The sequence below is a fragment of the Lysinibacillus sp. NPDC093197 genome (genome assembly GCF_044754025.1).
GTDB lineage: Bacteria > Bacillota > Bacilli > Bacillales_A > Planococcaceae > Lysinibacillus.
Genome location: NZ_JBIVOH010000001.1, coordinates 611514 through 624215, shown reverse-complemented (window position 1 = coordinate 624215; position 12702 = coordinate 611514). Strand labels below are relative to the sequence as shown.

Sequence of the window (12702 nt, the reverse complement as noted above, 5' to 3'; positions counted from 1 at the left end):
GACAATGGGAAAAAATATAATTGAAAAGATTTGGGATAAACATGTTGTTTATCAGGAAGAGGGCAAACCGGACCTGTTATATATTGATCTTCATTTAATTCATGAAGTAACTTCTCCGCAAGCATTTGAAGGTTTACGCATGAACGGACGTAAAGTGCGTCGTCCTGACTTAAGCTTTGCAACGATGGATCATAACGTTCCAACGAAAAATTTACCGACTATTAATGACCCAATTGCACGCAATCAAATCGAAACATTAGCGAAAAATGCTGCTGAATTTGGGATTGAACTTGCAGGTATGGGTCACCCTGATCAAGGAATTGTACACGTTATTGGACCAGAATTAGGTTTAACACAACCTGGTAAAACAATCGTATGTGGAGATTCTCATACTTCTACACATGGTGCATTCGGTGCCATTGCATTTGGTATCGGTACATCAGAAGTAGAGCACGTAATGTCCACACAAACGTTATGGCAAAACAAGCCTAAAACAATGGAAATCCGTGTTGAAGGCGAGCTTCCAGTTGGCGTTGCGGCAAAGGATATTATTTTGGCAATCATCTCGAAATTTGGCATTGGCGTTGGTACAGGGCATATTGTGGAATTCACTGGAGAAGCAATCCACAAACTGTCAATGGAAGAACGGATGACAATCTGTAATATGTCAATCGAAGCGGGAGCAAAGGCTGGTCTTGTATCACCAGACCAAATTACAGTAGATTATATTCGTGGCCGCAAATATGCACCACAAGGTGACAAATTTGAAGAAGCAACAGCTTATTGGTTAAGTTTAGCATCAGATGAGGATGCTACATATGATGAAGTGCGCATCATTAAGGCTGAGGAAATTGAGCCAATTATTACATGGGGTACGAATCCTTCGATGGGTTCTGGTGTATCGCAAAATGTTCCGACGCAGGCAGATTATAAAGATGAGTCTGACAAAGCGGCTCTTCGTAAAGCACTTGCTTATATGGGCTTAGAAGAGGGTCAGCCGTTAACTTCAATCGATATCCAATACGTATTTATTGGCTCATGCACGAACTCACGCTTAAGCGATTTGCGTGCTGCGGCAAACGTTATTCAAGGCCGCAAAGTTCATGAAAACGTTACAGCAATCGTTGTTCCGGGCTCCCATACTACAAAAAAACAAGCAGAGGCTGAAGGTTTGGATAAAATTTTCATTGATGCTGGTTTTGAATGGCGCGAATCAGGTTGCTCGATGTGCTTGGCAATGAATGATGATGTTGTACCAGCTGGTAAACGCTGTGCATCAACATCAAACCGTAACTTCGAAGGTCGTCAAGGTACAGGCGCGCGCACGCATTTAGTATCACCGCCGATGGCAGCAGCTGCAGCCATTGCAGGACATTTCGTTGATGTACGGGAATTCGTGAAGGAAACTGTGTAAAAGCTAAATTTACACGGAAGGGATGATTGAAATGGAACCAATTAATATTGTAAAAAGTGTTATTACACCACTTGATCGTAAAAATGTAGATACAGATCAAATTATTTCGAAAGAATTTTTAAAACGGATTGAGCGTACAGGCTTTGGTCAATACTTGTTTTATCACTGGCGCTATGATGCGCAAGGAAATGAAGTGCAAGACTTTGTATTAAATAAACCTGAATTTAAAGACTCTAAAATTCTAGTAGCACAAGATAATTTTGGTTGTGGCTCTTCTCGTGAGCATGCACCATGGGCCATTTTAGATTATGGCTTCAATGTAGTCATTGCACCATCGTTCGCAGATATTTTCCACAATAACTGCTTTAAAAATGGTATTTTACCAATCAAGCTAACAGAAGCAGAGTGCGAAGAAATTTTAGAAAAAGGTTTAGCAAACCCTTACCATGTGGATGTAAATCTTGAAGCACAAACTGTAACGGGCGAAGATGGTAAAGTCTATACATTTAATATCGATTCCTATTATAAAGAAACATTATTAAATGGCTGGGATGAAATTGCCCTAACAATTAAGTACGAAGATCAAATTGCTGCATATGAAGCGCAGCGAGTAGCCTACTAATTAGCAAAAGTGGCTTAGAAAAAAGTGTTAGATTGACTGCGTTCAATCTAACACTTTTTTTGCTGTAAACGTTGTTGTTCGTTTGCCTCACAGGCGAAATAGGTGAATCGCCGATACATGGCGAGAAATCGCCGATAAACATTGTGGAATCGCCGATACATGGCGGGAAATCGCCAGTAAACCTAGTGAAATCGCCGATACATCGTAAGAATGAGAACAAGTAAGCCTTTGTCTTTCGATTGTGGACTCGGTAAAATGGTAAGGAAGATGGAAAGGATGATTCAGATGATAACAGTAATCGGTAGTTTAAATATGGATTTAGTAATACAAATGGCTAATTTTCCACAGCAAGGAGAAACAGTGCTTGGTGAAGCGTTTCGAACAAGTCCTGGTGGGAAAGGCGCTAATCAGGCTATTGCCGCTGCACGTCTAGGTAGTCAAGTAACAATGGTTGGTTGCGTAGGCAATGATGACTTCGGTAATACATTGCGAACAGTTTTAGAGCAAGAGCATGTTAATACGAAAACACTTATATCAGCGTCAGTACCAACGGGAGTAGCTAATATTTTAGTTCATCATAATGATAATCGGATTATTGTAGTACCTGGGGCAAATTATACATTGGAACCGTCTCATTTAGATGCGGTGAAAGACGTGATAGAGCAGAGCAAAATAGTAATTTTACAGCTAGAAATTCCTAAAGAAACGACGACCTATGCCTTGAAATTATGTAAGGATGCTAATGTACCAGTGCTATTAAACCCTGCACCAGCGGCGAATTTTGATATGCAGTGGATGAAGGATATAACATACATCACACCGAATGAAATAGAGTGTGCCCAAATATTTGGAGACGATTTCGACAGTATACTAGAAAAATATCCGAATAAAATAATTATTACATTAGGAAGTGATGGCGCTCGTTATTTTGATGGAGAGTACCCTATTCATGTTCCTGGCTATATGACAAAAGCATTAGATACAACAGGAGCAGGCGACACATTTAATGGTGCACTTGCGTATGCATTAACAGAGGGGCAATCATTGGACGAAGCTGTTTATTTTGCAAATATAGCAGCCTCGCTTTCTGTCGAGAAATTAGGCGCACAAGGCGGTATGCCAACGCTTAGCCAAGTGTATGCGCGAATGGCTGGTTATGAGGAATAGAAAATATTACGCTTCAAGATTAGCTTTAAGTTCATAATAGGTTAGCACGAAAATCTCATTTTATTTACCTAGTTGTGCAATAAATAAAGAAAATATAGAAAATTGAACTAAGAAGTAAATCCTATTTGTGACAACCCGAACTAAGTAGTTTGTCCTTTTTTGTTATTAATTTTCAACTATGTATAAGAAATAGAATAGTTTCATTTATAATGAAACTATAGATACATAGGAAAGAGGTTTTGAGGATGACGAATATTGACACTACGCCAATCGACTATACAGCCTCAGCGAATAATATTTTGCCACAGTTTGTGGATCGTTTACGTCAACTGCACAGCATTATTGTACAAAATACATATGTAAAAGATACAGCTAAGCACTTAAATCGTATAATCCAAGATGCAAACAATGAAACAATGGTACTGATAGTCGGGAAACAGCGTGTAGGAAAAACAACCCTTGTGAATGGACTTCTTGGTCGTTCTATTTTACCTGTTAGCGATCAAAATCCGACAGGGGTTAACACGTTTTTACGTTACGGTGAAAATGAGGAAGTAAAAGCTTATTTTTTAGATGGTATGGTGGCAATATTTGATATGAGTAAATTAGAATTACTCACAACAGGAGATACATTTGCATCACAAATTTTACGTGAACATTTAGACTATCTAGAAGTATATATAAAACATGATTTATTGAAATCTGTTACAATTATCGATTCGGTATCATTGGAAGCAGGAGGGGGAGAAATGGCCTATTTCTCTGAATCTTTGATCAATCGTGTGGATGAAATTTTCTGGGTGCTACGCTCTCAATCAATGGCTATTGACGCAGAAATTTTATTAATGGAGGCTTTAAAAAATAAAGGGGTTGTACCTCTTTGTATTGTCAATGCAATTGATACAAATAATAATACAGAAGCGTTTATAAGTTCTGAAAAAAAGCGAATTGGTCATTTAATTAGCGACTTTGTTCCCGTTTCGGCAATCGATGCCATCGAAGCACAACGAACAGAAAATAAAGAGTTATGGCACCAGAGTCAATATGATAATTTAATTGCGGAAATTCAACGTGTTGCGATGAATAGTGATAAAAAAACGTATGCAATTATTATTCGTTTTTTACAATGGCTAGAACGTTTCCGTTTTGAATTAACAGTTATACCACAACGTGACCCATTTCAATCAGCAGTTGAAAATATTGAAAAATTTGCTGGCGATACACAATATGAATTTTCACGTTACCAACGCGATTTAGCGATTGTACAAGAATACGAACAAGAGTATGAACAGGTAGCGAATGTCTTCAAAAATGTTCAAACATTGTATCAGCTCTTACAAACGATTTCCCAAAATGATTATTTACAGGATGATCAAGTAGAACAGTTTACTGAAAAGGCGGTAATCTATCAGCAAGCCTTAAGAGAATATCGAAATATGCACAACGAATATATGCGAGAACATGAGCGCCTAGATGCACAACATAAAAAAATTCATGGCAAAGGACTTATGAAAGCCATCTTTGGTCAACATACCCAAAATGAATTTTTCAAAGAACGTGTTCTTCGCTTAAATGAACAGCAAGAGGAATGTGTTACTCAGTATGCGAAAGTAAGAGAAGCGGAAGCCTCAATTATTGAAGAAATACAATCAATCCAAAGCTATTTGATAGGGTTATCGAAAAAACGTTTAGCTCGAATAGAAAATAGGGTGAAAGAGCTTAACCAGCAACGTGCAAAAGAGAAAAAGCAACTAAAATTATATGCAGCTAAATTAAATGAGTTTTCATGTTTAATTGAAGCGCAAGGATTTATTAAAGATAATATAAAGCCATTTTTAATGGAAGATAGAATGCCACTTCGCGTAAAAGATCAACAAATGCTGGAAGAAACAATCGACAGTATTATTGACATCGATTTATCGAAAAACGGCTTACTTGCTAGAAGTCAGATGAATAATAAAATGGAAAGTATTGAGATTCCTTTTGAGGTTGACAGTAAATATCCATTACAAGACTTACGCCTTGCAGAGACGGATGTTAAATCAAACGATATTCCCGCAATACCAAATAAATTAGAAGTACAATATGAATCATAATATGTATTAGTCAAAGTCCTAAAAGTGATGGATTCTTTTAGGGCTTTGTTTTATTTATATAGCATGAAAGTGTGGATGAATGGGAACAACTTCCTTAATGGCTTAACTAGAGATTTATCCTATTAACAATATCCTTTTGATGATATAAAATAGGCATACAAAGATGAAGTGGGGGGTTTTTTTGGTTTCTTCTAAAGATGTAGCAAAGTTTGCCGGTGTCTCTCAGACGACTGTTTCAAGAGTGTTAAATACACCTGAATTAGTAAAGCCGAAAACAATAAAAAAAGTGATGGAGGCAATTGAAGAATTAAACTATATTCCAAACGATATTGCGAGATCACTAGTACAACAAAAGACAGGAATTATTACTTTAATTTCTGGACCTTTGCATAATCCTTTTTTTGTCGATACAACAACTGCAATTGTTAATTATGCGAACGCCAGGGGCTATAAAGTAAATGTGCATTTTGGAACAGAAGAAAATTTACATACAATTTATAGTTCCGTGTTAGAAACGAAAGTGGATGCAATTATTTTATCTTCTATCGGGTATACGGATCCATTATTTTATAAGCTCGAAAAATTGGATATACCCTTTATAATGTTTAATCGTAAGCATAAAGAAAATAAGCATTTTGTAGAAATCAATAATGTGGATGCTGGTTATTTAGCGACTAAACATATGCTTTCTTTAGGTCATACGGATCTTTGCTGGATTGGTGGACCACATGAAATGAGTACTTTTTTTGGAAGATATGAGGGCTTCAAAAGAGCGTTAGCAGAAGCAGAAATTGACACAAATATAGTGCCAACATTTTTTACAAATACGAGCAAAGACGATATTAAGCGAGCATTTGAAGAACTATTGCTATTAAACCCAAGACCGACAGCGATTTGTGCTGCAACAGACGCTATTGCTATTGAAATTTTAAACCAATGTTTAGAGCAAGGATTTGCTATTCCTAACGATTTTAATGTTATTGGTATTGATAATGTAGAGTTAAGTAAACATCGTTCAATCTCCTTGACTACTGTGGGCATCGAATCGGAAAAAAATCTAGGATTTCTAGCGATTGAAAAATTATTTGATGTTATGGAGAAAAAAAGTACTTGCATCAAGCAAACTGAATCTGTTAAACTTTTCCCAAGAAACACAACAGGTAAAAAATGAACTGATATTCGTCAGTTTATTTTTTTACTTGATAAATGGTTACGTATTCATTCCTTTATTTTCAGAAATGAATACGTAACCATAAAGGAGAGGAGGAGGATGACTTGAAGAAAGAATTATTGATTAATGACGAATGGCGTATGACAGAAGGGTATACCGATGTGTATGCCCCATATTCAAAGGAACTAATTGCTAAATTCGCTATGGCAACTGAAGTTGACGTGCAAGATGCAATTGAAAGTGCCCAAAAAGCTACTTCAAAAATGGCATCTTTAACAGCATTCCAGAGAGCACAAATTTTGGAACAATTATCGAATTTATTTGCTGAACATCGAGATGAGGCTGCTTCAATAATTTCATTAGAATCAGCTAAGCCACTAAAGTATGCAATTGCAGAAATAGACCGAACAATTGAAACCTATAAGTTTGCAGCAGAGGAAGCGAAGCGACTTGCAGGAGAGTTAATTCCTATGGACGCTTCAAAAAGTGGAGAAGGACGCTTTGCCTATACATTACGTGAACCTATTGGGGTAATAGCGGCAATTACACCATTTAATTTCCCTCAAAATCTTGTCGCCCATAAAGTCGGACCAGCATTAGCAGCAGGAAATACAATTGTTTTAAAACCGGCAACACAAACGGCCTTATCAGCACACTTTCTAGCAAAATTATTAGCCCAAACAGATTTGCCAGCAGGTGCCTTTAATTTAATCACAGGGCAAGGAAAGCTCGTAGGAGATACATTTTTAGCACATCCACATGTGAAAATGATTACTTTTACAGGCAGTCCGGCAGTAGGTATTTCACTTCGGAATAGAGCAGGTTTGAAAAAGGTAACGTTAGAACTTGGCTCCAATGCAGGCGTTATTGTCGATGAAGGGGTTCAATTAGATAAAATGATGGACCGCATTGTAATGGGAGCGTTCTCAAACCAAGGTCAAGTTTGTATTTCACTACAACGAATTTATGTCAAGGACAATGTAGTGGACCAATTTTTAGAACAATTAACAGCAAAAATTAAGCAACTGACGCTAGGGAATCCACTTGATCCCACGACAGATCTTACAACGATGATTTCAGAAACCGAGCAACAGCGTGCCCTCACTTGGATTCAAGAGGCTATTAAGAATGGGGCACAAATAATTACTGGTGGTCGCATTGAAAACAATATTTTATTACCTACAGTGCTATACAATGTACCATCCTATAGCCGTGTTTCATGTGAAGAAATTTTTGCTCCAGTAGTTATCGTCAACAAAGTGTCCACAATAGATGAAGCGATTGAAGCAATAAATGATTCTAATTACGGCTTACAAGCTGGCATCTTTACACCTTCTATTGAAACGGCCTTTAAAGCTTCAAAAAAAATGCAAGTAGGTGGTGTCATTATTAATGATGTTCCTACGTATCGTGTAGATCATATGCCATATGGTGGAGTAAAAGAAAGTGGGACAGGAAGAGAAGGAATTAAATATGCAATAGAAGAAATGACCGAGATGAAACTAGTTATTTGGAATAACAACTAATCATGAAATGGGGATGTTTGTAAATGAAGATGATAAATCAACATGCTAAGCTTTTTGTTATGGATAATGGCACGATGCGGATGGATAAAAATTATATGATTGCAATGCATAATCCGGCGACAATCGATCATCCAAATCAACCTAATGAATTTGTTGAATTTCCCGTTTATACAGTTTTAATAGATCATCCAGAAGGAAAAATTTTATTTGATACAGCATGTAATCCGAACTCGATGGGACCTGAAGGACGCTGGGGTGAATTTACACAAAAAGCATTTCCTATTAATATGCCAGAAGAATGCTATTTACACCATCGCTTAGAAGAATTAAATGTTCGCCCAGAAGATATTAAATATGTTGTTGCTTCACATCTTCATTTAGATCATGCAGGTTGTTTAGAACTTTTTACGAATGCTACGATTATTGTGCAGGAAGATGAATTTAATGGCACATTACAAACATATGCGAGAAATGTTAAGGATGGCGCTTATGTTTGGGGTGATATTGATATGTGGATTAAAAACAATTTACAGTGGCGATTAATCAAACGTGGTGAAGATAATGTGAAACTTGCAGAAGGCATTAATATATTAAATTTTGGTAGTGGCCATGCTTGGGGTATGCTTGGCTTGCATATTAATATGCCGGAAACTGGAGGAATAATTTTAGCGTCAGATGCCATTTACACAGCCGAAAGCTTTGGACCTCCTGTGAAGCCTCCTGGTATTATTTATGATTCAGTCGGCTATAATTCAACAGTTGAACGAATTCGACGCTTAGCAAATGAAACGAATTCACAAGTTTGGTTTGGTCATGATCCTGTGCAATTTAAATCATTTAGAAAATCCACAGAAGGCTATTATGAATAGATAGGAGTAGATTGAAAATGAATAAATTAACCTTTACTCCTACAAGTTATACAGGTTGGGGTTGTTTGCAACAGCTTCTTGTAGAAGTAAAAAAATTTCAAGCAAATAATATATTAATAGTAACAGATCCATTTTTACAAGACTTAGGTTTAGTGGATCAAGTTAAAAAGCCATTGCAGGACAATGGGTATAAGACGACAATTTATACTGACATTGCTCCTGAGCCACCTCTTGCAATCGGTGAAAAACTAGTGGCCTATACACGAAACCATCAGTTTGATTTAGTTATTGGATTAGGTGGGGGAAGTGCATTAGATTTAGCTAAGCTAGCTGCTGTATTAGCTACTCATGATGGTCAGGTGGCTGACTATTTAAATTTAACAGGCACGAAAACACTTGAAAATAAAGGGCTTCCGAAAATTTTAATTCCGACAACTTCAGGTACAGGCTCAGAGGTTACAAATATTTCTGTTTTATCGTTAGAAACGACTAAGGATGTCGTGACGCATGATTATTTACTGGCTGATGTAGCCATTGTGGATCCGCAATTAACGATTTCCTTGCCTTCAAAAGTAACTGCCGCTACGGGTGTAGACGCTTTAACACATGCAATTGAAGCATATGTTTCTATCAATGCAAATGAAGTGACAGATGGACTTGCACTGCAAGCGATTAGATTGATCAGTAACTCAATTCGTACAGCGGTACACGATGGTAATAACAAGCAAGCACGCTCGGATATGAGTTATGGTAGTTACTTAGCAGGGTTAGCATTTTTTAATGCAGGTGTAGCAGGGGTACATGCTTTAGCTTATCCGCTTGGTGGTCAGTACCATATTGCACATGGAGATTCAAATGCTGTACTATTGCCATACGTAATGGGCTATATTCGCCAAAGTTGTGAAAAACGCATGAAAGATATATTAGATGCAATGGGTCTTTCCTCTATGTATTTAACGCAAGAAGCTGCTTCCTATAAGTGTGTTGATGCATTGCAACAATTAGTACGCGATGTAAATATTCCTTCGACTTTAAAAGGTTTTAACATACCAGAAACTGCTCTTGAACAATTAACGGATGATGCAACAAAGCAAACAAGAATTTTAGCTCGCAGTCCGATGCCATTAAATCGGGATGATATTTTTGCTATTTACCGCGCTGCATTTGATGGCGAAATCCGTGAGCCAAGCCGACCGTTGTAGGAAATATCTTGAAAATGAAAAGAGCTGAATCAAATATTATTTGATTCAGCCCTTTTTTATTAAGCTTCAGTATCTGGTGTGAAAGAGCGATTCGCTAATTCAGCATCTAGCATAAAGATAGCATTCGAATCATTTTGAATACGTTCAATTTTACGTATTAACGTATCAAATGTTGATTCTTCCTCAACTTGCTCATCGATAAACCATTTTAAAAATGCCATAGTTGCGTGCTCACGTTCATCTAATGCAATATCAGATAAGTTGTAAATACGACGAGTCACTTCTTTTTCATGAGACATAGCTGTTTTAAAGGCATGTAAAATAGAGTCGAAATGATTTTCAGGACTGTCAAAACCGTGTATTGATGCACGATAGCCCATATCACTTAAGAAATTATAAAATTTCATTGCATGAAAACGTTCTTCTTCAGCTTGCACTAAAAAGAAATTCGCAAAGCCATCGTAATCTTGGTCTGTGCAAAATGCAGCCATTGCCATATAAGCATGAGCGGAGTAAAATTCAAAATTCATTTGTTCGTTTAGTGCTGTGTGTAGTTTTTCAGATAACATAAATGTTCCTCCCTTTGCAGTAAATACCTACTACTTCTCATAGTATATAGCGAAAGATGGCCATCATACAGAAAAATATTTTTTTCGCCCTAAATGATGCAAAAATAAATTGATATTCGTTCTCAATTAGAAAAATTAGTCAAATTCATTTTTAAAACGCCAAATCACTTCTAATAGATTCGTAAACAAATTTATGAAATCTAAATATAGATTTAATGCCATCCCAATGACTTCCTCGTCTGACACATGATGATGTCGAATGCGGTTAAAATCATACACTGTGAAAAGACTAAACAGTAAGACAGAAATAGCGGCAATAATAAGCCCAATAATATTACTTACTGGTATAAACATAAAAAGAAGCGAAAACACAAGCACGACGATAAGCACAGTGAATAAATAGCTTCCCCAATTTGAAATATCTTTATTCATCATCATACCTACAAGTGCTAGTATGACAAAAATAATAACGGTTGCTCCGAAAACTAATAAAACTAATTGCGGTCCGAGCTGATCAATAAAAAATTGTGTTGTCCAAAATAGTAAAATACCCATTAAAAAGGGGATTGCATACATAATAGAGTTAGCTAGTTTTAAGCTTCGAACAAAGCAGGCAATGATTAGAAGAATTATACAAAGAATCGAAAGCGGCATTATAACAGTCGATGGTAATAAAGTGGCGATAAATATTCCTACCACGGTCAATACCCACATAAAGGTAAAGTGTTTTAAAATTTTGTTTAAGTTTTGATTACGGTTAGCGTAAGCCATTTAAAAATTCCTTTCTTTTTAAGCTTTCTTAGTCCAATACCTGAGTATACTGTAGCAAACGTGATAGAGTAGGGGGAATCGCCAATAAACTAGGAGAAATTTATACTAAACTCGAGCGAATCGCCATTAACTATTAACTATTATAAAAAATTCGCCAAGACATTATGTCTAGGCGAATTTTATTTTAAGCGTTTATGCTTCCTTCTTTTGGTTTTTTACACCTACTAAGTAGCCACCTAGCGCGATTGCAACTAATACAATCCAGAATGTAGCTTTCCAAAGTGTTGAGTGTGGGAATTCATGCGGAATAACCCCTAATTTTTCATGTGCTAAAGTTAAGACAGCTAACTTCACACCAACCCAACCAACGATAAGGAAGGCAGCCGTTTCGAGTGACGGGAATTTTTCGAGTACACGTACGAACCAGCGTGCTGCAAATCGCATCATTACGACCCCAATAATACCACCAAGGAACATAACACCGAATTGACCTGCATTAATGCCACCAACATCGAAATTCCCTAAATGCGGTAATGTAACTGCAATCGCAACTGCTGCTAAAATGGAATCTACTGCAAAGGCGATGTCTGCAAGCTCAACTTTAACAACTGTCATCCAGAAACCAGATTGTTTTTTAGGTTCTTTAATTTCATCTGAGTCCCCTGCAGCTTTTCGTGAATCGTAAATATGCTTAATCGACATGAATAGCAAGTAAGCAGCGCCTAAAGCTTGAATTTGCCAAAAATTCACGAGTACAGTAATTAAGAATAAAGCGGCAAAACGGAAAATGAATGCACCTACTAATCCGTATAGTAATGCCTTTTGTTGTTGTACTTTTGGTAAATGTTTAACCATTACCGCCATAACGACTGCATTGTCCGCTGCTAAAAGTCCTTCTAGTACAATTAATACAACTAATACCCATGCGTATTCTAATAAAATGGCTTCCAAATGTGTTTCCTCCTTTGTTTTGGACAGAAATGAATATAATGCTCTTTCCTATTTTTAATTTTAGGCAAAAGAAAAAGACCCATGCCTAAAAAATAGGCAAAGGTCTTGCTAAGCACAACTATTTGGAAGTTCCAAATAATAATTAGTACCGAAAATTATCAGTACAGCACTCATCTAATAGATGAGCTTGCTATCACACCCGATGGCAACTGCCATGTAATGACGAATGTGAAATCAGATGTATCGCTCACATCTGCTAGCTACTCCCCTTTGACAAAAAATGTCAAAAGCTATTCAATTCTTCTTACAAAGATTATAGCATGTAGTGAACTAAATGCAAATGA

General features: G+C 36.9%; 11 protein-coding genes. 8 read left to right on the top strand and 3 right to left on the bottom strand.

Annotated features, from left to right (window positions below; all coding sequences use genetic code 11):
• Positions 1 to 4 precede the first annotated feature (4 nt).
• From leuC to ACIP9G_RS03170, 8 genes are all read left to right on the top strand, one after another.
• Positions 5 to 1414 carry a 3-isopropylmalate dehydratase large subunit gene (leuC, locus tag ACIP9G_RS03205; protein WP_340824027.1) on the top strand — a complete coding sequence of 470 codons (1410 nt, stop codon included), beginning with the start codon at positions 5 to 7 and terminating at the stop codon, positions 1412 to 1414.
• A gap of 31 nt (positions 1415 to 1445) precedes the next feature.
• Complete coding sequence (leuD, locus tag ACIP9G_RS03200) at positions 1446 to 2036, top strand: 3-isopropylmalate dehydratase small subunit (RefSeq protein ID WP_401017324.1); 591 nt, start codon at positions 1446 to 1448, stop codon at positions 2034 to 2036.
• A 285-nt stretch (positions 2037 to 2321) separates the two neighbouring features.
• Positions 2322 to 3203, top strand: coding sequence for a ribokinase (gene rbsK / locus ACIP9G_RS03195; RefSeq protein WP_401018152.1), 882 nt, complete (start codon positions 2322 to 2324; stop codon positions 3201 to 3203).
• Between the two features lie 245 nt (positions 3204 to 3448).
• On the top strand, positions 3449 to 5299 hold the full coding sequence (locus tag ACIP9G_RS03190) for a dynamin family protein (protein ID WP_401017322.1): 1851 nt from the start codon (positions 3449 to 3451) through the stop codon (positions 5297 to 5299).
• A 181-nt stretch (positions 5300 to 5480) separates the two neighbouring features.
• Positions 5481 to 6470 carry a LacI family DNA-binding transcriptional regulator gene (locus ACIP9G_RS03185; RefSeq protein WP_340824030.1) on the top strand — a complete coding sequence of 330 codons (990 nt, stop codon included), beginning with the start codon at positions 5481 to 5483 and terminating at the stop codon, positions 6468 to 6470.
• 104 nt (positions 6471 to 6574) lie between these two features.
• Entirely contained in the window at positions 6575 to 7996 is a 1422-nt protein-coding gene (locus tag ACIP9G_RS03180) for an aldehyde dehydrogenase family protein (protein ID WP_401017319.1), read from the top strand.
• Positions 7997 to 8019: 23 nt separating this feature from the next.
• Entirely contained in the window at positions 8020 to 8865 is an 846-nt protein-coding gene (gene ahlS, locus ACIP9G_RS03175; RefSeq protein WP_340824032.1) for an AhlS family quorum-quenching N-acyl homoserine lactonase, read from the top strand.
• Positions 8866 to 8882: 17 nt separating this feature from the next.
• On the top strand, positions 8883 to 10067 hold the full coding sequence (locus tag ACIP9G_RS03170; RefSeq protein ID WP_401017317.1) for an iron-containing alcohol dehydrogenase: 1185 nt from the start codon (positions 8883 to 8885) through the stop codon (positions 10065 to 10067).
• Positions 10068 to 10126: 59 nt separating this feature from the next.
• Here ACIP9G_RS03170 and ACIP9G_RS03165 read toward each other — a convergent pair whose 3' ends face one another.
• The 3 genes from ACIP9G_RS03165 to ACIP9G_RS03155 form a co-directional block, all read right to left on the bottom strand.
• Complete coding sequence (locus tag ACIP9G_RS03165) at positions 10127 to 10636, bottom strand: ferritin (protein ID WP_340824035.1); 510 nt, start codon at positions 10634 to 10636, stop codon at positions 10127 to 10129.
• A 135-nt stretch (positions 10637 to 10771) separates the two neighbouring features.
• A complete protein-coding gene (locus ACIP9G_RS03160) occupies positions 10772 to 11407 on the bottom strand; it encodes a Bax inhibitor-1/YccA family protein (protein WP_401017314.1) in 636 nt (211 codons plus the stop codon).
• A 192-nt stretch (positions 11408 to 11599) separates the two neighbouring features.
• Positions 11600 to 12358 (bottom strand): TerC family protein, encoded by a 759-nt coding sequence (locus ACIP9G_RS03155; protein ID WP_401017312.1) that lies wholly within the window; start codon positions 12356 to 12358, stop codon positions 11600 to 11602.
• Between the last annotated feature and the right edge of the window lie 344 nt (positions 12359 to 12702).